The organism is Streptomyces sp. NPDC041940, assembly GCF_055589465.1.
Genome location: NZ_JBVJBP010000002.1, coordinates 270,800 through 297,397, shown reverse-complemented (window position 1 = coordinate 297,397; position 26,598 = coordinate 270,800). Strand labels below are relative to the sequence as shown.

The 26,598-nt window shown below is 71.6% G+C and carries 24 protein-coding genes and 1 riboswitch; of the genes, 3 read left to right on the top strand and 21 right to left on the bottom strand.

Features of this window, described 5'->3' with window-relative positions; genetic code table 11:
- Positions 1 to 26: 26 nt before the first annotated feature.
- From ACZ6I3_RS05990 to ACZ6I3_RS05950, 9 genes are all read right to left on the bottom strand, one after another.
- Entirely contained in the window at positions 27 to 944 is a 918-nt protein-coding gene (locus tag ACZ6I3_RS05990; protein WP_468184552.1) for a LysR family transcriptional regulator, read from the bottom strand.
- A 26-nt stretch (positions 945 to 970) separates the two neighbouring features.
- Positions 971 to 2,173, bottom strand: coding sequence for a glycine C-acetyltransferase (locus ACZ6I3_RS05985; RefSeq protein WP_469412090.1), 1,203 nt, complete (start codon positions 2,171 to 2,173; stop codon positions 971 to 973).
- Positions 2,174 to 2,208: 35 nt separating this feature from the next.
- Positions 2,209 to 3,237, bottom strand: a complete 1,029-nt coding sequence (tdh, locus tag ACZ6I3_RS05980) for an L-threonine 3-dehydrogenase (RefSeq protein ID WP_469412088.1) — start codon at positions 3,235 to 3,237, stop codon at positions 2,209 to 2,211.
- Positions 3,238 to 3,419: 182 nt separating this feature from the next.
- A complete protein-coding gene (locus ACZ6I3_RS05975; RefSeq protein ID WP_469412086.1) occupies positions 3,420 to 3,992 on the bottom strand; it encodes a GAF domain-containing protein in 573 nt (190 codons plus the stop codon).
- 61 nt (positions 3,993 to 4,053) lie between these two features.
- Entirely contained in the window at positions 4,054 to 4,683 is a 630-nt protein-coding gene (locus ACZ6I3_RS05970; protein ID WP_469412085.1) for a GTP-binding protein, read from the bottom strand.
- Positions 4,661 to 5,032: a DUF742 domain-containing protein gene (locus tag ACZ6I3_RS05965; RefSeq protein WP_189726304.1), complete on the bottom strand. Its 372-nt coding sequence runs from the start codon at positions 5,030 to 5,032 to the stop codon at positions 4,661 to 4,663. Before ACZ6I3_RS05965 ends, ACZ6I3_RS05970 begins: the two co-directional genes overlap by 23 nt.
- A 2-nt stretch (positions 5,033 to 5,034) precedes the next feature.
- A complete protein-coding gene (locus ACZ6I3_RS05960) occupies positions 5,035 to 5,469 on the bottom strand; it encodes a roadblock/LC7 domain-containing protein (RefSeq protein ID WP_215117258.1) in 435 nt (144 codons plus the stop codon).
- Between the two features lie 86 nt (positions 5,470 to 5,555).
- Entirely contained in the window at positions 5,556 to 7,463 is a 1,908-nt protein-coding gene (locus tag ACZ6I3_RS05955) for a sensor histidine kinase (RefSeq protein WP_469412083.1), read from the bottom strand.
- A gap of 471 nt (positions 7,464 to 7,934) precedes the next feature.
- Positions 7,935 to 9,200, bottom strand: coding sequence for an MBL fold metallo-hydrolase (locus ACZ6I3_RS05950; protein WP_469412080.1), 1,266 nt, complete (start codon positions 9,198 to 9,200; stop codon positions 7,935 to 7,937).
- 125 nt (positions 9,201 to 9,325) lie between these two features.
- On the opposite strand from ACZ6I3_RS05950, the gene ACZ6I3_RS05945 reads away from it, so the two are divergent.
- Both ACZ6I3_RS05945 and ACZ6I3_RS05940 read left to right on the top strand, forming a co-directional pair.
- Positions 9,326 to 10,504 carry a Glu/Leu/Phe/Val dehydrogenase dimerization domain-containing protein gene (locus ACZ6I3_RS05945; RefSeq protein WP_469412078.1) on the top strand — a complete coding sequence of 393 codons (1,179 nt, stop codon included), beginning with the start codon at positions 9,326 to 9,328 and terminating at the stop codon, positions 10,502 to 10,504.
- Between the two features lie 63 nt (positions 10,505 to 10,567).
- A complete protein-coding gene (locus ACZ6I3_RS05940; protein WP_469412077.1) occupies positions 10,568 to 11,182 on the top strand; it encodes a TetR/AcrR family transcriptional regulator in 615 nt (204 codons plus the stop codon).
- A 95-nt stretch (positions 11,183 to 11,277) separates the two neighbouring features.
- Here the strand turns inward: ACZ6I3_RS05940 and ACZ6I3_RS05935 are convergent, their stop codons facing one another.
- The 4 genes from ACZ6I3_RS05935 to ACZ6I3_RS05920 all read right to left on the bottom strand — a co-directional run bounded on the left by ACZ6I3_RS05935 (position 11,278) and on the right by ACZ6I3_RS05920 (position 16,594).
- Complete coding sequence (locus tag ACZ6I3_RS05935; RefSeq protein WP_469412480.1) at positions 11,278 to 12,063, bottom strand: SGNH/GDSL hydrolase family protein; 786 nt, start codon at positions 12,061 to 12,063, stop codon at positions 11,278 to 11,280.
- Positions 12,064 to 12,208: 145 nt separating this feature from the next.
- On the bottom strand, positions 12,209 to 12,925 hold the full coding sequence (locus tag ACZ6I3_RS05930; protein WP_469412076.1) for a DUF6250 domain-containing protein: 717 nt from the start codon (positions 12,923 to 12,925) through the stop codon (positions 12,209 to 12,211).
- Between the two features lie 178 nt (positions 12,926 to 13,103).
- On the bottom strand, positions 13,104 to 14,027 hold the full coding sequence (locus tag ACZ6I3_RS05925) for a M23 family metallopeptidase (protein WP_469412074.1): 924 nt from the start codon (positions 14,025 to 14,027) through the stop codon (positions 13,104 to 13,106).
- Between the two features lie 4 nt (positions 14,028 to 14,031).
- A riboswitch (cyclic di-AMP (ydaO/yuaA leader) is annotated at positions 14,032 to 14,188 on the bottom strand.
- 312 nt (positions 14,189 to 14,500) lie between these two features.
- Positions 14,501 to 16,594, bottom strand: a complete 2,094-nt coding sequence (locus ACZ6I3_RS05920) for an alpha-galactosidase (RefSeq protein WP_469412072.1) — start codon at positions 16,592 to 16,594, stop codon at positions 14,501 to 14,503.
- A 179-nt stretch (positions 16,595 to 16,773) separates the two neighbouring features.
- Here ACZ6I3_RS05920 and ACZ6I3_RS05915 point away from each other — a divergent pair, with 179 nt between their 5' ends.
- A complete protein-coding gene (locus ACZ6I3_RS05915) occupies positions 16,774 to 17,571 on the top strand; it encodes a tyrosine-protein phosphatase (protein ID WP_469412071.1) in 798 nt (265 codons plus the stop codon).
- Positions 17,572 to 17,590: 19 nt separating this feature from the next.
- On the opposite strand, the gene ACZ6I3_RS05910 is transcribed toward ACZ6I3_RS05915, so the two are convergent.
- From ACZ6I3_RS05910 to shc, 8 genes are all read right to left on the bottom strand, one after another.
- Positions 17,591 to 17,710 carry a DUF6126 family protein gene (locus tag ACZ6I3_RS05910; RefSeq protein WP_469412069.1) on the bottom strand — a complete coding sequence of 40 codons (120 nt, stop codon included), beginning with the start codon at positions 17,708 to 17,710 and terminating at the stop codon, positions 17,591 to 17,593.
- Positions 17,707 to 18,312 carry a helix-turn-helix domain-containing protein gene (locus tag ACZ6I3_RS05905; protein ID WP_469412067.1) on the bottom strand — a complete coding sequence of 202 codons (606 nt, stop codon included), beginning with the start codon at positions 18,310 to 18,312 and terminating at the stop codon, positions 17,707 to 17,709. Before ACZ6I3_RS05905 ends, ACZ6I3_RS05910 begins: the two co-directional genes overlap by 4 nt.
- A 67-nt stretch (positions 18,313 to 18,379) precedes the next feature.
- Positions 18,380 to 19,795, bottom strand: a complete 1,416-nt coding sequence (locus ACZ6I3_RS05900; protein WP_469412065.1) for an aspartate aminotransferase family protein — start codon at positions 19,793 to 19,795, stop codon at positions 18,380 to 18,382.
- Positions 19,792 to 21,687, bottom strand: coding sequence for a 1-deoxy-D-xylulose-5-phosphate synthase (gene dxs, locus ACZ6I3_RS05895; RefSeq protein ID WP_469412063.1), 1,896 nt, complete (start codon positions 21,685 to 21,687; stop codon positions 19,792 to 19,794). The genes ACZ6I3_RS05900 and dxs overlap by 4 nt, the downstream gene beginning before the upstream one ends.
- A 28-nt stretch (positions 21,688 to 21,715) precedes the next feature.
- A complete protein-coding gene (gene ispG / locus ACZ6I3_RS05890; RefSeq protein WP_469412062.1) occupies positions 21,716 to 22,873 on the bottom strand; it encodes a flavodoxin-dependent (E)-4-hydroxy-3-methylbut-2-enyl-diphosphate synthase in 1,158 nt (385 codons plus the stop codon).
- On the bottom strand, positions 22,870 to 23,901 hold the full coding sequence (gene hpnH, locus ACZ6I3_RS05885) for an adenosyl-hopene transferase HpnH (protein WP_399016807.1): 1,032 nt from the start codon (positions 23,899 to 23,901) through the stop codon (positions 22,870 to 22,872). The genes ispG and hpnH overlap by 4 nt, the downstream gene beginning before the upstream one ends.
- A gap of 5 nt (positions 23,902 to 23,906) precedes the next feature.
- Entirely contained in the window at positions 23,907 to 24,548 is a 642-nt protein-coding gene (locus ACZ6I3_RS05880; RefSeq protein ID WP_469412059.1) for a 5'-methylthioadenosine/S-adenosylhomocysteine nucleosidase family protein, read from the bottom strand.
- Complete coding sequence (shc, locus tag ACZ6I3_RS05875; protein WP_469412057.1) at positions 24,548 to 26,581, bottom strand: squalene--hopene cyclase; 2,034 nt, start codon at positions 26,579 to 26,581, stop codon at positions 24,548 to 24,550. Before shc ends, ACZ6I3_RS05880 begins: the two co-directional genes overlap by 1 nt.
- Positions 26,582 to 26,598 lie beyond the last annotated feature (17 nt).

Genomic DNA, 26,598 nt, shown 5'->3' with positions numbered 1-26,598 from the left:
TATGAGACAGCCTCGTTTCGCGGTCCTCACACCGGCAGCGGCTGCGCCTGGCCCGCCGCGCCGAGCGCGTCCAGCACCGGGCGGATCAGGGGATGCTCCTCGGCTCCCCGGCGGACGGCGGCGAAGACCCGCCGCGTGGGGGCGGTGCCGTCGACGGGGCGGACGACCACGCCCGTGAGGTCCATGCCGCGCAGCGCCGAGCGGGGTACGAGGGCGACACCGGCGTCGGCGGAGGCGAGGGCGACGACCGCGCGGAAGTCGTCCGAGGAGTGCTCCATACGCGGCTGGAAGCCGGCATTCTCGCAGGCCAGGACCACCACGTCATGGCAGGGGTTGCCGGGGTACGGGCCGATCCAGGGGTCCTTGGCCAGTTCGGCGAGCGGGACCTCCGGCGCGCCGGACAGCCGGTGGGTGACCGGCACGACCGCGTCGAAGGGCTCGGCGTACAGCGGGACGTGGGCCAGTCGCGGGTCGTCGGCGGGCGGGGCACCCCGGTACTCGACGGCGACGGCGACATCGACCTGCCGGTCCAGCACCATCGGCAGGCTGGCGTCGCCCTCGGCGTCCTGGACGCGGAGGCGGATACCGGGCGCGGACTCGGCGAGCCGGGCGACCGCGGGCGCCACGACCAGGGCGATACCGGTCGCGAAAGCGGCGACCGTGACGGTGCCCGCCGCTCCCGAGCTGTACGCGGCCAGCTCGGCCTCGGCCCGCTCCAGCTGGGCGAGGACCGCGTTGGTGTGGTTGAGCAGGATCTCACCGGCGGGGGTGAGCCGTACGCCCTTGGCGCCGCGCTCGACGAGCCGGTGCCCGGTCTCCTGCTCCAGCGCGGCGAGCTGCTGGGAGACGGCCGACGGGGTGAGGTACAGCGCGGCGGCAGCCGCCGTCACCGTACGGTGGTCCGCCACCGCACGGAGGATGTGGAGCCGCCGCGCTTCGATCATGCGATCGATTGTCTCAAATGCGCCGCTCAGCCCTGCTCGGCGTCCAGCTGGGCCCGCGCCGCCACGAACGCGTCCACCGCACGGTTGACGTCCTCGGTCGAGTGCGCGGCCGACAGCTGCACCCGGATCCGGGCCTGCCCCTGCGGCACGACGGGGTAGGAGAAGCCGATCACGTACACACCGCGCTCCAGCAGCAGCTCCGCCAGACGGCCGGCGACCGCCGCGTCACCGATCATCACGGGTGCGATGGCGTGGTCGCCGGGGAGGACGTCGAAGCCCTCCTCGGTCATCCGGCCGCGGAAGAGGGCGGTGTTCTCGGCGAGGCGGACGCGCAGGTCGTCCGCGGACTCCAGCAGGTCGATGACCTTCAGAGAGGCCGCCGCGATGACCGGGGCGAGCGTGTTGGAGAAGAGGTACGGCCGGGAGCGCTGGCGCAGCAGGGCGACGATCTCGGCGCGGGCCGCCACGTAACCGCCGGACGCGCCGCCGAGGGCCTTGCCGAGGGTGCCGGTGATGATGTCGACGCGGTCCATGACGCCGTGCAGTTCGGGCGTGCCGCGCCCGCCGAGGCCGACGAAGCCGACGGCGTGCGAGTCGTCGACCATGACCATCGCGTCGTAGCGGTCGGCCAGGTCGCAGATCTCGCGCAGCGGCGCCACATAGCCGTCCATGGAGAAGACGCCGTCGGTGACGATCAGCCGGCGGCGCGCGTCGGACGCCTCCTTCAGCCGGGCCTCCAGCTCGGCCAGGTCACGGTTGGCGTAGCGCAGGCGACGGGCCTTGGACAGGCGGATGCCGTCGATGATCGACGCATGGTTGAGCGCGTCGGAGATGACCGCGTCCTCGGGGCCGAGCAGCGTCTCGAACACGCCGCCGTTGGCGTCGAAGCAGGAGGAGTACAGGATCGTGTCCTCCTGGCCGAGGAACGCCGACAGCCGCGCCTCGAGTTCCTTGTGCACCTCCTGCGTGCCGCAGATGAAGCGGACGGAGGCCATGCCGTAGCCCCAGCGGTCCAGGGCCTCGTGGGCGGCGGCGACGACCTCGGGGTGGTCGGCGAGGCCGAGGTAGTTGTTGGCGCAGAAGTTGAGGACCTCACCGGGGCGGCCGCCCGCGGTGACGCTCACGGTGGCCGACTGAGGGGTGCCGATCACGCGCTCGGGCTTGTGCAGGCCGGCGGCGCGGATCTCGTCGAGGGTGGCGCGCAGGTCGTCGCGCACGGAGTCGAACATGAGGGGGCTCCTGAGGTGCTTGCGGGACAGGGAAGTTACGCGGTCCAGTCGAGGATGACCTTGCCGCCGCGGCCGCCGGCCGCGTCGGCAAACGCCGCCTCGTGGTCGCGGAATCCGTACCGGCCGGTGATGACGGGCGAGAGGTCGAGGCCGCCTTCGAGCAGCACGGACATCGCGTACCAGGTCTCGAACATCTCGCGGCCGTAGATGCCCTTGACGGTGATCATCGAGGTGACGATCCGGGCCCAGTCGACGGGGAACTCCTCGGCGGGCAGGCCGAGCATCGCGATCCGGCCGCCGTGCGTCATGTTGGCGATCATGTCGCGCATGGCCTCGGGGCGGCCGGACATCTCCAGGCCGATGTCGAAGCCCTCGCGCAGACCGAGCGCGCGCTGCCCGTCGGCGATGCCGGCACCGGAGACGTCGAGCGCGAGGCTCACCCCGATCTTGCGGGCCAGCTCCAGTCGCTCCGGGCTGACGTCGGTGATCACGACGTTGCGGGCGCCGGCGTGCCGGGCCACGGCCGCGGCCATCAGACCGATGGGGCCCGCGCCGGTGATCAGGACGTCCTCGCCGACGAGCGGGAACGACAGGGCGGTGTGCACGGCGTTGCCGAACGGGTCGAAGATCGCGGCCACGTCGAGGTCGACGGGCACCCGGTGCACCCAGACGTTGGCGGCGGGCAGCGCCACGTACTCGGCGAACGCCCCGTCCCGGCCCACCCCCAGCCCCACGGTGGCCCGGCACAGATGCCGGCGGCCCGCCAGGCAGTTGCGGCACTTGCCGCACACCAGATGGCCCTCTCCGCTCACCCGGTCGCCGATGCCGATGTCGGTGACGTCCCGTCCGGTCTCCACGACCTCGCCGACGAACTCGTGCCCGAGCACGAGCGGGGTGCCGATGGTCTGCCGCGCCCAGCCGTCCCAGGCTCTGATGTGCAGGTCGGTGCCGCAGATACCGGTGCGCAGCACCTTGATCAGTACGTCACCGGGTCCGACGGCGGGCTCCGGTACGTCCGTGAGCCACAGCCCGGGCTCCGCCTTCTCTTTGACCAGCGCCTTCACCGCTAGGGCTCCTGTGGGTGAGTCCCGGCCCCGGGCATGCCGAAGAAGCCCCTGGGCCGGGAGAGGAGTGGGATCGCACGGCAATCTGCCGTACGGCGGCCGCACCGGTCCATCGAGACTTTCTTAAGCGCCGCCTCAGCTTTCCTTCACGCCCTCGGGAGAGGGCGCGGAAACCCGGGCGTTCAGTAGGGCAGCGAGCCGTCGAGGCCCTCCAGCCGCAGGACGAGCTGCGCGGCGTGTTCCTTGATGGCCGTCAGGCCCGGCTTCCCCCAGGGCCGCGGCTCGACGTCGGCGACACTGACCGTGCCCAGCACCAGCCCCGTGCCGTCGAGGAGCGGTGCCCCCAGATAGGAGCGGATGCCGAACTCGTCGACCACCGGATTGCCCGCGAACCGCGGATAGTCGCGGACGTCCTCCAGGACCAGGGCCTTGCGTCGCGCCACCACATGGGGGCAGAAGCCATGGTCGCGGGGCAGGGCACGGCCCACCTGAGGGCTGGTGCCGTCGCCGCGCACCACCGGCGCGACGGCCGGGACGTACAGGCCCGCGTAGAACTGCCGCTGCTCGTCGGGGAAGTTGACCATGGCGTACGGCGCCCCGGTGAGCTCGGCGAGCCGGCGGGCGAAGGCGTCGAGTGCGGGTTCGGGGCGCTCCCCCAGGCCCAGCCGGCGCAGTCGGTGGGTGCGGGCGGGGGCCTCCTTGTCCTCGGGGGTGAGCAGCAGACGACCGGCCGGGCGCGGCGGGTCGTAGCTCATGGGCGTACTCGCGAAGTGTGGGCATGCGTCATACAGGGGCTCCGTGGCAGGTGTGAGGGGGTCACATATGGGCGCCGTACCCCGTCGTGGGGGCCGGGGTGTGGGCGATGAGGTGGCGCACGAGGGTCAGCAGGGTCCGGACCCCGGAGCTGGAGATCCGGGCGTCGCAGCACACGACAGGGACGTCGTCGGTCAGGTCGAGGGCCGCGCGCACCTCCTCGGGGTCGTAGCGGTGGGAACCGTCGAACTCGTTGACGGCGACGATGAAGCCGAGGCCGCGCTGTTCGAAGAAGTCGACCGCCGCGAAACACTCCTCCAGACGGCGGGTGTCGGCGAGGATGACCGCCCCCAGAGCGCCCTCGCACAACTCGTCCCACATGAACCAGAAGCGCTCCTGGCCGGGTGTGCCGAACAGGTACAGGACATGTCTCGGGTCAAGGGTGATGCGGCCGAAGTCCATGGCCACGGTCGTCTCGACCTTGTTCTCGATGCCGTCGAGGTTGTCGGTCGCGGCACCGACGGTGGTGAGAAGCTCCTCCGTGCTGAGCGGCGCGATCTCGCTGACCGCGCCGACGAAGGTCGTCTTGCCCACGCCGAACCCGCCCGCGACCAGGATCTTGAGCGCGGTGGGGAACGGATCGGCGCTGCCGCGCGGTCCGTCGGCGTAGTCAGAGCTGTCGTCGTAGTCCATCGAGCACTGCCTCCAGAAGAGCCCGGTCCGTCGGGTTGTGGTAGAACGCGGGGGGCTTGGTGGTCAGCGCCCCGCAGTCCACGAGATCCGCCAGCAGCACCTTGGTTACGGCCACCGGCAGTTTCAGATGGGCGGCGACCTCGGCGACCGCGACGGGCGCGCGGCACAGGTCGAGCGCCTGGGTGTGCTCGAGGCCGAGATAGCCGAGGGGGGTCGCCCCGGTGGCCATCAGCTGCGACATGAGGTCGAGCGCGACGGTGGGACGGGTGCGGCCGTTGCTGACGGTGAACGGGCGCACCAGCCGCCCGGCCGCGTCGTCGAGCCAGGGCCCGTCACCGGCCGCCGTCACGGTCAAGGCCTCATCGCAGGGGGTTCGACGGACTGCTGCCGGGGAGCGGTGACCAGGTAGGGGCGGACGCTCTTGACGAGCATCGCCATCTCGTAGCCGAGCACGGCCGCGTCGGCCTCGCGGCCGGCGAGCACGGCCAGGCAGGTGCCGGAGCCGGCGGTGGTGACGAACAGCAGGGTCGAGTCGAGTTCGACGACGACCTGCCGGACATCACCCCCGTCGCCGAAGCGGACGCCGGCGCTGCGGCCGAGTGAGTAGAGGCCGGAGGCCAGGGCGGCCATGTGGTCGGCGCTGTCCGGGTCGAGGCCGTGCACGGACTTCACGAGCCCGTCGCAGGACAGAAGCACCGCGGCGTTCGTGTGCGGTACGCGCTGCACCAGGCCGCTCATCAGCCAGTCGAGATCGGACACCTGCGCGGTCGGCGCATCACTCGCCATCGTGGATCGACTCCTTGGGGTACGAAGGTCTGCGGGAGCGCTGGGGGTGGGGGTGGACAGGGGTGTGGGGGTGGATACGGGGGTGGTCATCCGGCGGGTGCGCTCCCGTCCTGCCGGGTGGTGGTGCGGTGGTCGGTGTGCACCGGCTCCATGTGCCCCGACTCCATGTGCTGTTGCGCCTCGGCGAGGCTGATGCCGCGCTGGAAGGCCGCCATCAGGCCGGGGTCGTGGCCGACGAGGTACTCGGAGTCCTGGCGCGGCGTGGGACCGTCGCGCAACTGGGGTGCGATGTGCTCCTGGGCGCGGCGGCGGGGCAGTTGGGGTTTGCCCATGGTGCCGCGCACGGCGCCGTTGCGGGGGGTGGGCGGCTCGGTCACGTTCCCGGCGAGGACGCGTTGGTCGTCCGGGCCGATCCCGGGCCGTGCCTCGGCCGGGGTGGGCCGCTCCCGACGGGTCCCGCGCACGGGCAGGGGCGCGGGGTGGCCGTTCGTCGGGGTGCCGTCCGGGTCGGGTTCGGTTTCCCGCTGGTGCGCCCGGAACGCGATGGGTGCGGAGGGCGGGACCGGCGGCGGTGGGTCGGACGCGGTACCCGACACGGACGAGAATCCGTACGCCGTCGAGGCCCCGGACGCGGGCGCGGATCCGGAATCGGGCGGGCTTCCAGGGCCGGTCCCGCCGGACACCGCCGCCTCGGCCGAGTACGGCCTCCGGGACTCCGCTGACGCCCCGGCTTCGGACGGCCCGCCCTCGGGCTGCCCGGCGCCCTCCGGCGCTCCCGTCTCCGCCCCCAGCAGCGCCTGCGGCACGACGAGCACCGCCTGCACTCCGCCGTAGATGTTGGTCTGGAGGCGGACGTTGATGCCGTGCCGCCGGGCGAGCTGTGAGACCACGTAGAGGCCGATACGGCCGTCAGCGAGGAGCCGGGCGACGTTCACCTGGTCCGGGTCGGCGAGCAGGGCGTTCATCCGCGACTGCTCCTCGACGGGCATGCCGAGTCCGCGGTCCTCGACCTCGACGGCGAGCCCGGAGGTGACGAGGCCCGCGCGCAGCAGCACCTGGGTCTGCGGGGCGGAGAACACCGTGGCGTTCTCGACGAGTTCGGCCAGCAGGTGGATGACGTCGGCGACGGCGTGGCCGCGCAGGGTGCCCTCGATCGGCGGCACGAGTTTGACCCGCGAGTACTGCTCCACCTCGGCGATGGCCGAGCGCAGCACCTCGGTCATGGAGACCGGGTTGCTCCACTGGCGGCGGGAGACCGCCCCGCCGAGCACGGCGAGGTTCTCGGCGTGCCGGCGGATGCGGGTGGCGAGGTGGTCGACGTGGAAGAGCCCCTTGAGCAGCTCGGGGTCCTCCATCTCGTTCTCCAGCTCGTCGAGGATGGAGATCTCGCGGTGCACCAGTGACTGCAGGCGCCGGGCGAGGTTGACGAACACCTCGAGCTTCTGTTCGCTGCCCGCCTGGCTGGAGAGCTGTGCGGCCTCGACGACGGCGGTGAGGGCGCCGTCGTGCGCACGGGTCAGGTCGGCGGCGAGGAGGTCGAAGTCGTCGGCGTCCTCGGCGGGACCGCCGCGCTGCTCGTCGGGAGCGTGCCGCGGCTGGCCGTCGCCGCGGCGCAACGTCTCGACCAGGGCCCGCAGATCGGCCTCACGGCGCGTGGTGGTGCGGCGCAGGACGCCGATGCGGTCGTGCACGGACCGGGCGGCCCGGTTGGCGGCCACCGCGGCGACGACGATGCCGACGAGGGTCACCGAGACCGCCCCGGCGAGCACGGCCCACAGCGTGAGGCCCGGGCGCGCTCCGGTGGACCGGACGGTGAAGAGGACGGCGGCAGAGCCGCTGAGGGCGACGGCGATGGGCGGCAGCACGGCGAGACGCAGCAGTTGGGGCCGTATGTGGGTCTCGGGCAGCGCGGGTGCGGTGCGGGCGGCCGGCCGCCCGTGCCGCCCGCCCTCACGGCGGTCTGCGCGTGGGGCCGGGGCGCGGAGGTGAGACATCGGTGTCCTCGTGCTGGTCCGTCGGTCCGGGGTGCCAGGGGGGCTCGCGGGCGTGCGATCGGGCTCGCGTGGCCGCTTCCGCGCCCTCCGGGCCGGCTCCCCGGAGGCCACGGCCGTAGCCGTACCGGCGTCGGTGGTGCGTGGGCGGCGGGGATCCCCGTCGCGTCGACTCCCTCGTCCGCCTTGCGCCTGCACGTGCCGGTCCCCGCTCCCTGATCCGTCCTGTTTCCCGACGGCCACTGACAGTAGTCGTCAGCGCATCATGTGCGGTGGGCAGTTGACAAACTCATACGCTGAGCGTCCCGCCCTGGTATGAGGTCTCGCACGACAGCCCGATAATTCCGTCACGCGCTCGATCATGAACGGAAACAGTCCGATCCGACCTGGTCAGAAGCGGTCACACGGAAACAGCGAGGGCCGGGGAGCCTCTCGCTCCCCGGCCCTCGCCGACCGCCCGCCGTCCGCTCCCCGTCAGCCCGCCGGGAGCGTCTCGGGGTCCTCGGTGCCCTTGGCCGACCTCCCCGGCCCGTCACTCACCGTATTGGCCTGGGCCACGGCTGCCGTGTCCGACGCGGTCTTGACGGTGGCGTCGGCGAGGGCCTCCCCGGCCGGGAATCCACCCGCGGGAGCGAGCGCCACCCCACGCCACCACGGCTCTGACGGGACGGTTTCCGCCGTGGGCTCGAAGGGCTCGCCGGGGCGGGGCAGGGCGACCCGGGCGCCCACCGCGCGGGCGGCCGCGACCGTCCCCTCGCCGGGGTCCGCCCAGGGATGTGTCGCGAGGTTGAAGGTGGCCCAGTGGATCGGCAGCATCGGGCCGTGCTCCGGCCCGCCCTGGAGGTCGAGGTGGGCGCGCATGCCCTCCTCGGGGGTCATGTGGATGTCGGGCCAGAAGTCGGAGTACGCGCCGATCTGGATCATCGTGGCGTCGAACGGCCCGTGCTCGGCGCCGATCTCCTTGAAACCCTCGAAGTAGCCGGTGTCGCCGCTGTGGTAGATCCGGTGCTCCTCCCCGGCGACGACCCAGGAGGCCCACAGGGTGTGCTGAGTGTTGCGCAGGCCCCGGCCGCAGAAGTGCCGGGCCGGGGTGGCGGTCAGGGCGAGGCCGCCGATCTTCGTGGTCTCGTGCCAGTCCAGTTCGCGCAGCCGGTCGGCGGACACGCCCCAGTGCTCCAGGTGCGCGCCGACGCCGAGCGGCACGGCGAACAGCGTGTCCGTGCCGGCCAGGGCCTTGATGGTGGGCATGTCCAGGTGGTCGTAGTGGTCGTGCGAGATGACCACCACGTCGACCGGGCCGAGCGCGGCCAGCGGCAGCGGCGCCGGGTGCAGCCGCTTGGGCCCGGCGAAGGGGAACGGGGAGCAGCGCTCACCCCACACCGGGTCGAACAGGACGCGCCGGCCATCGATCTCCGCGAGCACGCTGGAGTGCCCCATCCAGGTCAGCCGCAGCCCCGTGGCCGGGGGCCTGGCGATGTCGGCGAGGGTGGTGGAGTGCAGCGGCACCGTGCCCTTCGGGCTGCGGCGGGGCCGGGTCTCCTTGTCGAAGAAGACCTTCGCGAAGTCCAGGGTGGAGCCCGAGGGCCGGGTCCGGGCGGGGCCGCCGGGGTTCTGGAAGACCCCGTCCTCGAAGTGGGGCGATCTGCGGATGCGCGCCATGCGCTCACCGCGCGGATCCGCGCCGAACGCCCCGGGCCGCAGCGCACGGAGCCCGGTGCTCAGGGAACGGAAACCGGCCACGGTACCTCCAGGTGGAGTCGGTCAGGCTTTCCATTATGGTCGGCCCCTCCGACAACACCGGGACACAGGGGTCCCTCCGAGGGTGATACTGACCGGTGATTCAGCAACCCGGCGAAGGAGCCCGCATGGCCAGCCCCCTGCTGTCCCTCACCTGGACCGACCACCTCACCGGTCACCAGGGTTTTCTGGTCGTCGACCGGCTGGTGCGCGGTGTCGCCAGCGGCGGTCTGCGGATGCGCGCGGGCTGCACCCTGGACGAGGTCACCGGCCTGGCCCGCGGGATGACCATGAAGGAGGCCCTGCACTACGACCCCGAGAGCCGCTACGTCCCGCTCGGCGGCGCGAAGGGCGGCATCGACTGCGATCCCCGGGACCCGGAGGCGTACGCCCTGCTCGTGCGCTATCTGCGCGCGATGCGGCCGTACATCGAGAGCTGCTGGACGACGGGCGAGGACCTCGGGCTCACCCAGGACCTGGTGGACCGGGCCGCCGCCGAGGCGGGGCTGGTCTCCTCCATACAGGCCGTGTATCCGCTGCTGGACGACGAGGCCGAGGCGCGGCGGCGGCTCGGGGACGCGTTCGCGGTCGAGGTGGACGGCCTCGGTCTCGACGAGCTGGTCGGCGGCTGCGGTGTGGCCGAGGCGGCCCTCACGGCCCTGGACCGGGCCGGCGTGCCGTACACGGGGACGCGGGTGGCCCTCCAGGGGCTGGGCACCATGGGCGGGGCGACCGCCCGCTTCCTCACGCGCGCGGGGCTCACGGTCGTGGCCGTCGCCGACCTCAAGGGCACGATCGCCAACGCGGCGGGCCTGGACGTCGAAGCGCTGCTCGCCGCGCGGGACGCCCACGGCACCGTGGACCGCTCCGCGCTGCGGCCCGGCGACCGCGACCTGCCCGGCGACGCGTGGCTGTCGGCCGACACGGACGTCCTGGTACCCGCGGCCGTCTCGTACGCGATCGACTCCGGGAACCAGGAGCGGATCACCGCCCGCTGGGTCGTCGAGGCGGCCAACATGCCCGTACGACCGGAGGCGGAGCTGCTGCTGGCCGCGCGCGGGGTGACCGTGCTGCCGGACGTGGTGGTGAACTCCGGGACGAACGCCTGGTGGTGGTGGACGCTCTTCGGGGACATCGGCGCCGACGCGGAGGAGGCGTTCGCCCACACCCGTGGCTCGATGCGGGCCCTGGTGGAGCGGATGCTGGCCCGTGCGCAGGCCGACGGGACGACACCGCGAGCCGCCGCCCACGCGATCGCGGCGGACCGGCTGCCGGTGATCGCGGAGCGCTTCGGCTGGTACCGCTGAGGGACCTCGAACCGGCCGAATCCACACGTCAGGAGGGTACACACGCGTGTGTAGGGTGACGGCGTGACGAGAGTCCGGTTGAGCGTGGCGGAACGGCGCGGTGATCTGCTGCGGGCCGCCGTCGAGCAGATCGAGGCGCGAGGCGTGACGGCGGTCAGGATCGCCGACATCGCCTCGGTGCTCGGTGTGAGCAACGCGCTGGTCCTCTATCACTTCTCGACGAAGGAACAGCTGGTGGCCGCCGCGTTCCGGCACGCGGCGGAGGGCGACCTCGCGCATCTGAGCAAGCTGCTGGGCCGTCGTACGTCGGCGCTGCGCCGGCTGCGGTCGGCCGTACGGTGGTACGCCCCGACGGGCCAGGCCAAGGGCTGGCGGCTGTGGATCGAGGGCTGGGCGGCGGCACTGCGCGAGCCCGCGCTGCGGGAGGTCGCCCAGGATCTCGACCGGCAGTGGAAGGCGGCCATCGCCGAGGTCATCGCGGAGGGCGTGGCGGCCGGCGAGTTCCACTGTCCCGACCCGCACGGCACGGCCCTGCGCCTCACCGCCCTGCTCGACGGGCTCGCCGTCCAGCTGACGTCCTACGAGGGCGCGGTGCCGCGGGCGCGGGCGCAGGAGTGGGTGGAGGACGCGCTGTCCCGCGAACTGGGCCTACGGTCGGCCACGTCGACCTCGCCGTAGGGTATGCGGCGTTGGTGCCGGGGCCCGGGGCGTTGCGCGGCTGCGCGAACCCGCACCCCCCGGCACGGCCCCGACCCACGACGAGACCGCAGGCGCTACGCCACCGCCCCGATCCGCATCCTGATGTCCTCCGGCGACAGCGCCCCCTTGGCCGTCACATGGTCCCCCGACGACTCCCCGCGCAACCGGCGCCCGATCCACGGCACCAGGAACTCCCGCGCCCAGTGGACATCGTCCCGCCGGACGTCGAGGGTGCCGCGGGGCGGCAGCGGGGGCCACTCCTGCTCGGGGTCGGCCGGCACCTCCAGGCCGAGCACCTGCCCCGCGCGGAGCGCCACGCGGGTGTGCCCGTCGGGCGACAGGTGCAGCCGGTCGGCGTCCCAGGCCCGGCGGTCCTGGACACTGCGCAGGGACCACAGGTCGAGCACCGGGCAGCCGTACCGGTCGGCGATGGCCCTGACATGCCCGTTGTACGTGGCGATCTTGCCGCGCAGATGTTTGAGCACGGGCACGCCACGGGTGTCGAACCCGGTCGTCACCATCACCGTGCCGGCCACCGCGGCCAGCTGGGCGATGGCCCGCTCGAACCGCTCGGCCACCTCGTCCGGGTCGGTGCCGGGCCGGATGATGTCGTTGCCCCCGGCGCAGAAGGAGACGAGGTCCGGGGCCATGTCGACGGCCCTCGGAAGCTGGTTCGCCACGATCTGGTCGAGGAGTTTTCCGCGTACGGCGAGGTTGGTGTACCGGAAGTCGCCTTCGGGCCTGCGGTCGGCGAGCAGCACGGCGAACCGGTCGGCCCAGCCGACGAACGCCCCTTCGGGGCCGGGATCGCCGACGCCCTCGGTGAAGCTGTCCCCCACCGCCACGTACGACCCGATCACTGCTCTGCTGTAACTCTTCGAATCGTCTGCCACAGCAGCTCATACTTCACCCTCGAATGTGACCTACGCGACCGTAGGAAAGGGTTGACGGGCGGTGAGATAAGCCACTCCTAAAGGGTTCGCCAACTCCGGAATAGGCCGTCCGTCAGGAATGTTGCGGGGTCAGTCGCCAGACCCGGAAGCCCGCGATCCGGAAGTGACTCCACACGGTTCGGAAGGCGAAGTGCCCGCTCGTGTACGGCTGTGGGTCGGTGTGGTCGAAGACGAGCCGCCCGTTGTTCCACCAGCGCACCGTCGACCCGTCGGAGACGATCCGGACCCGGTTCGGTTCGCCCGGGACCAGCAGCGGCCGGGTGTAGTCGTGGATCAGGGGACGCACACCGGCCTGGCCGACGTAACGCCGCAGCCGGGTCGTGGTGTTGTAGTTGGCGCCGTACCCGGCGTAGTACGTCGTCAGGTGGTCGTACTCCTCCAGCGCCCCGCCACGCGGTGTCGCGAAGAGGTCGTCCGGGGAGCGGACGTCGGTGGCGTTCCAGAAGTTGTTGAGGTCCGAGACCCGGTCGTTGGCCCCGCCCTCGGAGACGGGCGTGGCGGTGTACTCGAGGACGTACGGTCCTTCGAGGCGCCGCCGGAACCAGACGGTCGCTCCGCTCGGCACGTCGATGTCCAGGACGCCGCGTGAGGCCGTGACGGTGCCGCCGTTCTGGAGCTCGGTCGCCCACTGGGCGAGGCCGTGGCAGAAGTCGTCGTGGGCGATGAGGCGACGGTGGCGGGGTGCGGCGTTCGCGGTCGCCGTCGGGGCGAGGGCGGCCAGGGCGGCTCCGGCGGCCAGGGCTCCGAACGTTCTCCGGGTGGTCGGCACGGGACACAGCTCCTTCGGAAAGCGCTTGCGCTAACGACGGGATCACTGTGTCCCAACTGCCGCATCCTGTCGATCCCTTGAGGCGAAGGGCGTTCGACGCCCGCACACACCGAAGGCCGGACCCGGGGATCGGGGTCCGGCCTTCGGCCGCGTGTCAGGCAGGTGGTCGTGCGATCGGTCAGCCCACGGAGACGCCGTGCGAGCGCAGGTAGGCGACCGGGTCCACGTCCGAGCCGTAGTCCGGCGTGGTGCGGATCTCGAAGTGCAGGTGCGGTCCGGTCACGTTGCCGGTCGCACCGGACAGGCCGACCTGCTGCCCGGCCGTCACGGTCTGGCCGGCCGAGACGGAGAGCTGGGACAGGTGGGCGTACTGCGCGTACTTGCCGTCCTCGAGCTGGATGACGACCTGGTTGCCGTACGCGCCGCCCCAGCCGGCGGAGACGACCGTGCCCGCGCCGACGGCCTTGAGGGAGGTGCCGGTCGGGACGACGAAGTCGACACCGGTGTGGTAGCCGCTGGACCACATACTGCCGGACATGTGGTACGGGGTGCCGACGCCGGCTCCGTCCACCGGGAGGCTGAAGCCGGTGGCCTCGGCGGCCGGCTTGGCGGCGGCGGGCTTCGCGGCGGTGTCGGCCTTCGCGGACGACTCGGTGGCGGCCGACTTCTCAGCCGACGCCTTCGGCTTCTCGGCCGCCTTGGGCGCGGACGACTGCGTCTTGGGCGCGCTCGCCGCCTTCTCGCCGACCGAGAGCTTCAGACCCGGGTGGATCATCGACGGGTCGGAGCCGACGGCGTCACGGTTGTCGCTGTAGAGCTTCTTCCAGCCGCCGCTGACGTGCTGGTCGTCGGCGATCTTCGCGAGATAGTCGCCGGCCTTCACTGTGTACGTGTGGGCGCCCGTGGCCTTTTCGGCTGCCTTCTTCTCGGGTGCCGGAGCGGACTGCACGGCCTTTTCCGGAGCCGACTGCGGGGTGGCGGCGTGGGCGCCGGCGGCACCCATGAGCGGAAGGGCGAGGGCGGCCCCGCCGGTTCCGGCGACGGCGATGGAGCGGGTGAAACGCTGGGACTTCGGGCGGCGGTGCTTACCCTTCGCGGGCATGGCGAATTCCTCTCCGGCGCCTGCGAGGTGAGCTGTCGGGTGCGGGCTGGAGATGCCCGGCCGCGCCGAAGTGCGGCTGAACCCCAAGCCGTTCCGGGAACCGGAACAGGCGTCGTACCTGTGGGTCCCCCGCTCCTGCCATACACGGGTGAGTGTGTGGGGCTCCGGGCGGCGGCAGGATTAGGCGTCCGTCCGGATTGGTGTGGAACGTAAGCGACCGAGACGCAATGGGACAAGCTTGCGGTTCCCTGTGAGGGCGGTTCTCTTGACGCGTCGGCACATTTCCCGTCACCGAGCGTGGATTTCCGATCTCTGTTTTTCCGCAATGCCCCTGAATAGCGCAAGAATTACGTGAACATGACGACAACGCATCGTCACGAATATGACGATGGTCACGCACCCCGACCTCATCTCCTTTACGATCGGGGCACGTTATGCCGAAACACCTTAAGTTCCTTATTCGGACAGAAGGGCTACTTGCGCTTAAGGCGGACGACCGCGGCATCCAGGTCCCCGCGCAGGCCGACCCGCAGCCCGTGATGCGCCAGTACGGCCCCTCGGTGAACTTCGCCCGTTTCGAGGCATTCGTACGTCGCTGCCGGGTCGAGGCCCCGCAGCCGGAGCGCCGGAACGGGCTCGCCGTAGCGCTGCGCCTGGAGCCAGGCCAGGACGACGGCCTCGTCGCCGAGGACGTACTGCACCGCGCTCAGGCCGCCCTCCGGGGGCCGCAGCCGGTACAGGTCGCCGCGCTGCACCACGGGCCGGATCTCCTTGTAGAGCCCCACCCACTCGCGCGCCTCGGCGAGCTCCTCCGCCGTCCACCGCGTGAGGTCGCCGCCCACCCCGAGCACCCCGGCCATGGCGCTGACGAACCGGAACCGCAGGGAGCTGGCCCGCTGGTTGAGCATGGCGTTCGGGCTGTCGGTGACCCACGCGGCCATGACCCGGGCCGGATGGATCTGACTGAAGCCGTGCTGGATGGCGAGCCGGTCGAGCGGGTCGGTGTTGTCGGAGGTCCACACCTGGTCCGTGCGGCCCAGCACCCCGAGGTCGATCCGGCCGCCGCCGCCCGAGCAGGACTCGAAGGCCACCCCGGGGTGGGCCGCCCGCAGCCGGTCCAGCAGGGCGTACAGGGCGCGCACGTGGTCGACCCAGAGCCGCTGCGGGTAGGGGTCGTCCGGCCAGCCGGCGTCACTGAAGCAGCGGTTGAAGTCCCACTTGACGTAGTCGATCGGCGCGCTGGAGAGCAGCCCGTCGAGCTGCTCCCACAGATACTCCTGGACGTCCTCGCGGGCGAGGTTCAGCACGAGCTGATTGCGGAATTCCGTCCGCTTTCGTCCGGGTTGGTACTGCACCCAGTCGGGGTGTGCGCGGTACAGGTCGCTGTCCGCGTTGACCATCTCCGGCTCGACCCAGATCCCGAACCGCATGCCGAGGCCGTGCACATGGTCGGCGAGCGGCTTCAGGCCGCCGGGGAAGCGGTCGGGGTTGGGCGTCCAGTCACCGAGTCCGGCGCGGTCGCTGGTCCGGGCCCCGAACCAGCCGTCGTCGACCACGAACAGCTCCACGCCCATGCCGGCGGCCCGCTCGGCGAGCGCCCGCTGCTGCTCCTCGGAGATGTCGAACTCGGTGGCCTCCCAGGAGTTGAACAGCACCGGGCGGTCCCGGTCCGCGTCCGGGACGACGTGGGTCCGCTGGTAGGCGTGCCAGGCGCGGCTCGCCCCGCCGAAGCCGCCGTCGCTCCAGAGCCCGGCGAAGACGGGGGTCGTGTACGACTCGCCCGTGTCCAGCGTCAGCAGGCCCGAGTCGTCGTACCCGGCCCCGCCGGTGATCTGCACGCGCGCGTCCGGGAGTTGGGCCACCGACATCCGCCAGGACCCGGACCAGCCCAGGGCGCAGCCGTAGACCTCCCCGCGCTCCTCGGTCGCGTCGGTGTCGAGGGCGACCCAGGGCAGATGCTGGTGGGAGGTGTGGCCGCGGCGGCTGCCGATGATCTTCTCGCCGTAGGTGAGGGCCGAGCGCGTCAGCCGGGACTCGGCGCCCCAGCGGCCGTGCAGCTGGGACAGCCGCCAGGTGTCGCGGTCGGGCAGGGTCCAGGTGGCGGAGTCGGCGCGCAGCACCTCGACGGACGGTCCGTGGTTCTCCAGGGTCACCCAGCGCTCGACGACATCGGCCGCGGAGCGCATCCGGTAGTGCAGCGTGACGGCCAGGTCGCCGTCGCGGAAGCGGAGCCGCAGCTCACCGCCCTCGCCGCGCTCGGCGTCCCCCGCGTCATGGCCCTCGTAGCTCCACTCGGTGCCGCGCCGCTCGGCGGTGCGCACGGACAGGGCGGGCCGGGCGAAGCGGGGGCCGCCCTCGACCGGGTACTCCTCGCGTCCGTCGAGCGGGGACTCGAAGGCCCAGTAGTCCGGCAACGGCCGGACGGCCAGGGCCTCGGCGTCGGCGAGGCCGATCCGGGCGCCCCAGTGCAGGTGCAGCAGTTCGTCCCGGTCGGTGACATGGACGGCGTAACTGCTGGCCGGCCCCGAGAGCACCCACGTACGACCGTCTTCGGAGATCTCCAGCATCAGGCCCTCACAGATTCGAACAAGCCCGACCAGGTGCGACCAGGCACGAACATCATCAAGGGCTTCGGGGGCTTCCGGCAACGCCTGTGGACAACTCATTGCCCCTGGCAGGCATGTCGTATCGTCGAGTGGTGCCCGTCGACGAGCCGCGCCGACGGCGCCGTGTGGGAGGAGCCCCCGTGACGCAGCAGGTCCCCTCGACCGAACCCGAGCTCGCCGCAGTGCGCAATTTCCGTGATGTGGGCGGACTGCCGACCGTGGACGGACGGCGGGTGCGGCAGGGAGTGCTGTTCCGCAGCGGCCACCTCGCGCACGCGACGGGTGAGGACGCCGCCTTCCTGACCGGCCTGGGCCTGCACACGATCTTCGACTTCCGCAACGAGGCCGACCAGAAGCTCGAAGGGCCGGACGTCGAGCTGCCGGGCGTGCGCAATGTGAACCTGCCGCTGAGCGACCCCGCCGACGGCGCCGAGTTCTGGAAGCTGGTCCGCGACGGCGACCTGGAGCAGCTGCGGGCCATCCTCTCGGACGGCAAGGGAGCGGGCCGGATGATCGCCTCCTACCGCACGATCATCAAGCACCGCACCGCCGAGCACTCGAAGGTGCTGCACGCGCTCGCCGAGGACAGCGTCCCCGCGCTGATGCACTGCGCGGCGGGCAAGGACCGCGCGGGCCTGTCGGTCGCGGTGACGCTGCTCGCGGTGGGCGTCGAGCGTGAGGCGATCGTCGAGGACTACCTGAAGTCGAACGCCAAGCACCGCCGCTACAAGGTGCGGCGCAGCGGCTCCGCCGACTCGGCCTACTCCCCCGAGGTCATGGAGCTGCTCAGCCCTCTCTTCGACGCGCGCGCCGAGTATCTGACGGCCGCCTTCGACACTCTCGAGGAGACCTGGGGCGACGTCGACACCTACCTGGAGAAGGGGCTCGACCTCACTCCGGAGACCCGCGAGCGCCTGCGCGACCGGCTCCTCGACTGAGGAACGGGGCCGAACGGGGCTAGCGGGCCCCCGCCTCGAAGAGGAAGTAGACGAACGCGGCGAAGACATGCCCCAACACGAGGTAGACGAACAGCCGCACCCACAGGGCGCGCGGGAACTTGTCCTCGATGTCGCTCATGGCGTCTCTCCAGGGGTGGGGCCCAGGCACAGGGTGGCCGTCGGGCTCTGCATCAGGGTGTGGACGAACAGCAGCTCGACGCCGTCCTGGTCCTCGGCGGCGATCCGGTGCGGGGTGAGCGAGTCGAAGTGGGCGCTGTCGCCGGGCGCCAGCCGGTGGGTGGCGTCACCGAGGCGCAGCCGCAGCCGGCCTCGCAGCACATGGAGCCACTCCTCGCCCGGGTGGACGCGCACGATGTCGCCCTGGGAGCCGTACGGCACATGGACGCGCAGGGCCTGCATCCCGCGCCCGGAGGCGCCGGCCTGCCAGTACGTCCAGCCGCCCGCCGTGGTCGGTTCCATGTCGGCCGCGCGGACCACGGCGTCCCGGTCGGCGACCGTCTCACCGAGCAGTTCGGAGACGGTCGTACCGTAGACGCGGGCCAGCGCGAGCAGCATCGGCAGCGAGGGCTGGCGCTGTCCGGTCTCCAGACGGGAGAGGTGGGCGGGCGACAGCCCGGCGGCACGGGCCGCGGCCTCCAGCGTCAGGGAGGCCTGGCGGCGCAGCGCGCGCAGCTGTGGGGCTACGGCGGGCAGCTCACCAGGCTGTTCGGAGGAGCTCATGCCTCCATTCAGCCGGAGGCTTGCCCCAGCGGCAACTTTCTTGCCTCAGAGGCAAAACCGCCAGCGCCTACCGGTTGGCCACCGCCTGCTTGACCAGGGTCTTCCCGAAGTCCCACACCAGACCGCCGTTGTGCGCGTCGTCCATCACGGCGGTGAAGGCGTCGACGAACCGGTCCACCTCCCGCTCGCCGATGATCAGCGGCGGGATCAGCTTGATCACCTCCATGTGGTCGCCGGAGACCTGGGTGAGGATCCGGTGCCGCTGGAGCAGCGGCACGACGACCATCTGCGCGAACAGCCCCTTGCGCGCGGCCTGGAGCATGGCCCAGCGGCTGCGCAGCTTCAGCGACTTCGGCCGGCCGAACTCGATGCCGGTCATCAGCCCCCGGCCGCGGACGTCGGCGAGCATCTCGTACCGGTCCGTCAGCGCCGCCAGCCGGGATCTGAGCTGTTCCCCGGTGGCGCGGACGTTGGCCACCACCTGCTCGTTCTCCATCACCGACAGCACCGCCAGGCCCGCCGCCATGGCCTGCGCGTTGGAGCCGAAGCTCGCCGAGTGGACCAGGACCCGGTCCATGGACGAGTAGACCTTCTTGAAGATCCAGTCCTTGCCGAGCGTGGCGCCGACCGGCACATAGCCGCCGGAGAGCGCCTTGGCCACGCACACGAGGTCGGGTTCCACTCCGTCCTCGTGCTGGTAGCCGTAGAAGTCGCCGGTCCGGCCGAGGCCGGTCTGCACCTCGTCGGCGATGAGCAGCGCCTTGTGCCGGTGCAGCAGTTCCTGCGCGGCGAGCAGGTAGCCGGGCGGGGCGGCCAGCACGCCCTTGCCCTGGATCGGTTCGACGATCAGGGCGGCGACGTCGCCCTTCTTCAGCTCCTTCTCCAGCGCGTCGAGGTCGCCGAGCGGTACGGCCGTGTCGGGCAGCAGCGGGGCGAAGCCGTCGCGGAAGCCGGACTCGCCGTTCACGGAGAGGGAGCCGGTGGTCAGGCCGTGGAAGGCGTGCGCGCAGTACAGGATCCTGGGTCTGCCGGTGACGAACCGGGCGAACTTCAGCGCTCCCTCGACGGCCTCGGTGCCGCTGTTGCCGAAGAACACCCGGTCCAGGTGCGGGCTGTGTGCGAGCAGCTTCTCGGCCAGCAGGCCGGGCAGCGGCTGGCAGTCGAACCGGGTGAGGTCGGCGAGCCCGGCGTCCAGGACGTCGTGCAGGGCCTTGCGGACGACGGGGTGGTGGCGGCCGACGCCCATCACCCCGAACCCGGCGAGCATGTCGAGGTAGTCGTTGCCGTCCGCGTCGTAGAAGTAGGCGCCCTCGGCGCGCTCGTAGACCTTGTCGAAGCCGATGGTGCGCAGCATGCGCGGGAGCTGGTGGTTGAGGTACCTGGTGTGCAGTTCGTAGCGCTCGGCCGCGCGCTCGGCCAGCAGCTTGCCGAGGTCGAACTCCCCGGCCTGCGACGACTCCGACGCGGACTCGGCGGTTGTCATTCCAGTGGCTCCTTGGACAGCTCTTGCTTGACGGCCAGGCTCGCGCTGATCCGTCCGGCGATCTCGACGGGTGTCAGGCCGATGTCGGCGAGCACCTCGCCGCGCTTGGCGTGCGCGAGGAACTGCTCCGGGATGCCGAAGCGCCGTACCGGTACGTCGACGTCGGCGTCGCCGAGGGCCAGCGCCACGGCCGAGCCGACCCCGGCCGCGCGGCTGTTGTCCTCGACGACGGCGACCAGTCGGTGCTCGGCGGCGAGGCCCGGGAGCGCCGGGTCGACGGGCTTGACCCAGCGGGGGTCGACGACGGTGCAGTCGATGCCACGGGCTTCGAGCAGCTCGGCGGCCTGGAGGCAGACGGGCGCCATCACGCCCACGGCCACCAGGAGCACCTGAGGCTCCGGAGCACGGTGCAGCACGTCCAGTCCGCCCACCCGGTCGAGAGCCGGGACCGACGGGCCGACGGACTCCTTCGGGAAGCGCAGCAGGGTCGGGGCGTCGTCGACGGCCACCGCCTCGCGCAACTGGAGCCGTAGCTGGTCGGCGTCACGTGGTGCCGCGATCCTCAGACCGGGGACGACCTGGAGGACGGACATGTCCCACATGCCGTTGTGGGAGGCCCCGTCGACGCCGGTGACCCCGGCCCGGTCCAGGACGAAGGTCACCCCGCAGCGGTGCAGGGCCACGTCCATCAGGAGCTGGTCGAAGGCGCGGTTGAGGAAGGTGGCGTAGACGGCGACGACCGGGTGCAGGCCGCCCGTCGCCAGGCCCGCCGCGGAGACGGCCGCGTGCTGCTCGGCGATGCCGACGTCCCACACCCGGTCCGGGAACCGCTCGGCGAAGGCGCCGAGGCCGACCGGATGCAGCATGGCGGCGGTGATCGCCACCACGTCGTCCCGCTCCTCGCCGATCCTGACGATCTCCTCGCCGAACACGGAGGTCCAGGAGGGGCCGCCCGCCGGTGAGAGCGGCGCGCAGGTCAGCGGGTCCATGACGCCGACGGTGTGGAAGTGGTCCTCCTCGTGGGCGAGGGCGGGTTCGTAGCCGCGGCCCTTCTCGGTGCGGCAGTGGACGAGGACCGGCCCGTGGAACCGTTTCGCGCGCCGCAGGGCGGACTCCACGGCCCCGATGTCGTGCCCGTCGATCGGTCCTACGTACTTCAGGCCCAGGTCCTCGAACAGGCCCTGTGGGGCGAAGGCGTCCTTGAAGCCCTTCTTCGCGCCGTGCAGGGCCTCGTAGAGGGTGCGGCCGACCAGGGGCGTGCCCTGGAGCACGTCCTTGCCCCAGGCCAGGACCCGCTCGTAGCCGTCGGTCGTGCGCAGGGCCGCGAGGTGGTTGGCGAGGCCGCCCATGGTGGGGGCGTAGGAGCGTTCGTTGTCGTTGACGACGATGATCAGCGGCCGGTTCTTGGCGGCCGCGATGTTGTTCACGGCCTCCCAGGCCATGCCGCCGGTCAGGGCGCCGTCGCCGATGACCGCGACGACATGGCCCTTCTCCCCCTGCACCTGGCGGGCCTTGGCGAGCCCGTCGGCCCAGCCGAGGGCCGTGGAGGCGTGGCTGTTCTCGATGACGTCGTGCTCGGACTCCGCGCGTGAGGGGTAGCCGGACAGGCCGCCCTTGCCGCGCAGTTTGGAGAAGTCCTGCCGTCCCGTCAGAAGCTTGTGGACATAGCTCTGGTGGCCGGTGTCCCACAGGATGCGGTCGACCGGTGACTCGAAGACCCGGTGCAGGGCCACGGTGAGCTCCACCACGCCCAGATTGGGTCCCAGATGGCCGCCGGTCCTGGCGACCGCGTGCACCAGGAACTCTCTGATCTCCTCGGACAGTTCACCGAGTTCCGCCTCGGACAGCGCCTTCAGATCGCGTGGTCCCCGGATGCTCTCCAGAATCGTCACGTCGGGCCCCCTTCGGATTCCGTGCTGTTCAGCTCACGGTGACGGCGGGCTCCCCCGGCTCCGCGCCGTCCTGCTCCATCTGCTCGGCGATCTTCATCGCCTCTTCGATCAGCGTCTCGACGATCTTCGACTCGGGGACGGTCTTGATGACCTCGCCCTTCACGAAGATCTGCCCCTTGCCGTTGCCGGAGGCCACCCCCAGATCGGCCTCCCGTGCCTCGCCGGGTCCGTTGACCACACACCCCATGACGGCGACCCGCAGCGGCACCTCCATGCCGTCGAGTCCGGCCGTGACCTCCTCGGCCAGCTTGTAGACGTCGACCTGGGCGCGCCCGCAGGACGGACACGACACGATCTCCAGCCGGCGCTCCTTGAGCCCCAGGGACTGGAGGATCTGGATGCCGACCTTGACCTCCTCGGCCGGCGGCGCCGACAGCGACACCCGGATCGTGTCGCCGATGCCGCGCGACAGCAGCGCGCCGAACGCCACCGCGGACTTGATCGTGCCCTGGAACGCCGGGCCCGCCTCCGTCACCCCCAGGTGCAGCGGGTAGTCGCACTGCTCGGCGAGCTGCTGGTACGCCTCGATCATCACGACCGGGTCGTTGTGCTTGACGGAGATCTTGATGTCCCGGAAGCCGTGCTCCTCGAAGAGCGAGGCCTCCCAGAGCGCGCTCTCCACCAGCGCCTCCGGGGTCGCCTTGCCGTACTTCTGGAGCAGCCGCCGGTCCAGCGACCCGGCGTTGACGCCGATCCGGATCGGGGTGCCGTGGTCCTTGGCGGCCTGCGCGATCTCCTTGATCCGGTCGTCGAACTGCTTGATGTTGCCGGGATTGACGCGGACGGCCGCGCAGCCCGCCTCGATGGCCGCGAACACGTACTTCGGCTGGAAGTGGATGTCCGCGATCACCGGGATCTGCGATTTGCGCGCGATGGTCGCGAGCGCGTCCGCGTCGTCCTGGGTCGGGCAGGCGACCCGGACGATCTGGCAGCCGGACGCGGTGAGTTCGGCGATCTGCTGCAGGGTGGCGCCGATGTCCGACGTACGGGTCGTCGTCATCGACTGCACCGACACCGGGGCCCCGCCCCCGACCGCCACCGGACCGACCTCGATCCGGCGCGACGCACGCCGCTCGGCGATCGGCCGGGCCGGCACCTCGGGGACACCCAGCGAGATGGCGGTCATGGCATCTGCTCCCGGTTCCCGGAGACCGTCTCGCGCAGTGCGCGCAGGGACTCCTTCAGCGATCCCATGGTGGCGAGCACGGCGGTGGGCTCGTAGCCGCAGTGCGCCATGCAGTTGGCGCAGCGCGGGTCCTTGCCGCGTCCGTACTTGTCCCAGTCGGTGTCCTCGACCAGCTCCCGGTACGTCGGCACGTACCCGTCGCTCATCAGGTAGCAGGGGCGCTGCCAGCCGAACAGCGAGTAGTTCGGGATCGCCCACGCGGTGCAGGGGAAGTCGACCTTGCCCTCCAGGAAGTCCAGGAAGAGCGGGGAGTGGTTGAGCCGCCAGCGCCGCCTGTTGCCGCCCGCGAAGGCCTTCTTGAACAGCTCGCGGGTCTGCTCCACGCCGAGGAAGTGCTCCTGGTCGGGGGCCTTCTCGTAGGCGTAGGCGGGCGAGATCATCATCTCGTCGACCCGGAGGTCGTCGTTGAGGAAGTTCAGCACCTCGATGATGGTCTGCGGGGTGTCGGTGTTGAAGAAGGTCGAGTTGGTGGTCACCCGGAAGCCGCGCCGCTTGGCCTCCTTGATGGCCTCCACGGCCTCGTCGAAGACGCCCTCCTTCGCCACCGACTCGTCGTGCCGCTCGCGCAGCCCGTCGATGTGCACCGCGAAGGCGAAGTAGGGGGAGGGCTTGAACTTGTCCATCTTCTTGCGCATGAGCAGCGCGTTGGTGCACAGGAAGACGTACTTCCGCCTGGCCACCAGCTGACGCACGATCTCGTCGATCTGCGGGTGCATCAGGGGCTCGCCACCGGCGATGGACACCATGGGGGCACCGGACTCCAGCACCGCTCCGACCGCCTGCGCGACCGGCATCCGCTGCTTGAGCACCCCGGCCGGGTGCTGGATCTTGCCGCACCCCTCGCACTTGAGGTTGCAGGCGAACAGCGGCTCCAGCTCGACGATCAGCGGGAACTTGTCCCGCCGGCGGAGCTTCTGTTCAGCCAAATATGTAGCGACCTTGATGGACTGTCGAAGCGGCATGGCCATCTGGCTCACCTCCTGGGGAGCAGCAAGGAACGGTGCCATTCGAAGAAAGCGGGAAGGACGGAACGAAGGACACGGAAAGCTGATATTCCACCGCGCACCGTGCCGATCCGGACGAGTTCATGTTCTGGAGCGTCCACGACCACCCGGACGGCCGCAACCGGGCGCTCGCCCGCGCGTACGGCGCTCAGGAGCGTGACGGCGGATTCCATGTCGACCGCGATCGCGCCGGTGGCGCGGAGATCGGACCGTTCGGGACCGCGTACGACGTGGTCGGAGCCGGTGAGCGGCCCGGTGTGCACGGTCCGCCCGGGTACGGCCCGGGCCAGCTCCTTGACCAGCAGCTCGGTCCCGACGCAGACGGTCGTGCCCCGTGGGTCGCGGGTCTCCTCGGCGACGACCAGGTCACCGGGGTGCATGCCGGGCGCGAGGCCCGCGCAGAAGCCGGTGGCCAGGACGGCGGCGTCGCACAGGGCCGGCTCGGCGAGCATCCGGGTGACGGACCGCTCGGCCGCCACCGGGCCCATGCCCGTGCGCAGCACGGTGACCGGCCCGCCGGCGCCGCCTCGGTCGCCCGCGCGCAGGGCGAGCTGCTCGATGCCGAGCGCGCAGGCGATCAGCAGCGGGACCGGGGCGGGCTGGCTGCTCATCAGCTCCCCTTGGCCTTGGAGCAGGGCCTCCCGGCCTCCCCGCTGCCCTGGTGCCGGTCGGCGAAGGGCTCCCCGTGGACGTAGCGGCCGAGCGCGGTGAGCGGGAACACCTGCCGGTAGAGGTGGTAGTTGATCGAGAAGTCCCACGGGAAGCCCGTCCCCGTGAAGTACGGCTCGTCCCAGGAGCCGTCCGCCCGCTGGGTGGCGGCGAGCCACTCGACGCCGCGTTCGACGGCCTTGGAGTCCCGCTCCCCCGCCGCCAGCAGGGCCATCAGGGCCCACGCCGTCTGGGAGGCGGTCGAGGCGCCCTTGCCGCTCCACTCCTTGGCTTCGTGGTAGGAGCGCAGGTCCTCGCCCCAGCCGCCGTCGTCGTTCTGGACCGACTCCAGCCAGGTCACGGCCCGCCGGATCGCCGGGTGCGCGGCGGGGATGCCCGCGGCCACCAGGGCGGGTACGACGGACCCGGTGCCGTAGACGTAGTTGACGCCCCAGCGCCCGAACCACGAGCCGTCCGGCTCCTGTTCGGCGAGCAGCCACTCGATGCCGCGCCGGGTGCGCGGGTGGTGGGCGAGTCCTTCCACCGCGAGCATCTCGACGACGTGCGCGGTGACGTCGGCGGAGGGCGGATCGATGACCTCGCCGAAGTCGCAGAACGGCAGCCGGTTCGGGAAGGGGCTGGTGTTGTCGACGTCGAAGGCGGCCCACGCGCCGTTCCGCGACTGCATGCCGAGGGTCCAGCGCAGACCGCGCCCGATGGCCTTCTCCAGCCGCTCCGGGTCGTGGTGGGTGATCCGGCGCAGCGCGAGGATCACCTCGGCGGTGTCGTCGATGTCGGGGTAGTTGTCGTTGTGGAACTCGAACGCCCAGCCGCCGGGCGGAAGCTGGGGCCGCTTGACGGACCAGTCGCCGGGTCTGACGATCTCCTCGCCCAGCATCCAGTCCGCGGCCTTCACCAACTGGGGGTGGTCGGCGGGCAGTCCGGCGTCGGCGAGCGCGATCGCGGCGAGGCAGGTGTCCCAGACCGGTGACTGGCAGGCCTCGATCATCCGGGCCCCGTCCTCGCGCCACACGGCGAAGCGGTCCAGGGACGCCAGCCCCTCCCGCATCACGGGGTGCTGGAGGTCGTAGCCGAGCAGGTGCAGGGCGATGATCGAGTACACGGCGGGGGGCTGGATGCCGCCCCAGCAGCCGTCGTTCTCCTGCCGTTCGACGATCCAGCGGGCGGCGCTGTTCATGGCGGCCGCGCGCAGCCGGCGCGGGGCGACCTTCCGCAGGGCGTGCAGGCCCTTGTCCATCCGCTGGAATGCGCCGTCCCAACTGACCATCGGCGCAAGGGGCTTGGCGGGATTCGGGGTGGCCGGGTCGGTGTGCAGCTCGTCGAGCGGGAAGGGCGCGGGGCGTACCGGACGCTTCGCGGAGACGATCGTCAGGGGCACGATGGTCTGCCGGGCCCAGCAGCCGAAGTCGTAGATGTTGAGCGGCAGCCACTTCGGGAACCAGACGATTTCCGGCGGGAGTTCGGGCAGGTCCTCCCACTTCCACCAGCCGAACAGCGCGAGCCAGATCCGGGTGAAGACCCGGGCGGCCGCGATGCCGCCCCGCTCGCGGATCCAGGCGGAGGCCTTGGCCATGTGGGGCGCGTCGGGCGCGTCACCGGCCAGGCGGAGGGCGACGTAGGCCTCGATGCCGGCGGAGAGTTCGCCGGGGCCGCCGTGGAAAGTGGCCCAGGAGCCGTCGTCGCGCTGCTCGCCGCGGATGAAGAGGGCCGCGGCCCGGGTGGTCTTCTCGTCGCGGATGCCCAGGAACTGACGGAGCAGCAGGTCCTCGGCGTCCATCGAGACGTTGGTCTCGAGGTCGCCCTTCCACCAGCCCTCGGCGTCCTGGCGGGAGAGCAGGAAGTCGGTGGCACGCCGGGCGGCGCGTGCGGCGGCTTCTGGTACCCCGGCCGCCGCGGGGATGTCGGTGTCGTGTTCGCTGGCCGCGGCGGCGCGGGGTGGCAGGGCCCCGGTGCTTCCGTCGGTCGTCGCTGTCATGGCTTCCCCTTCGTGCA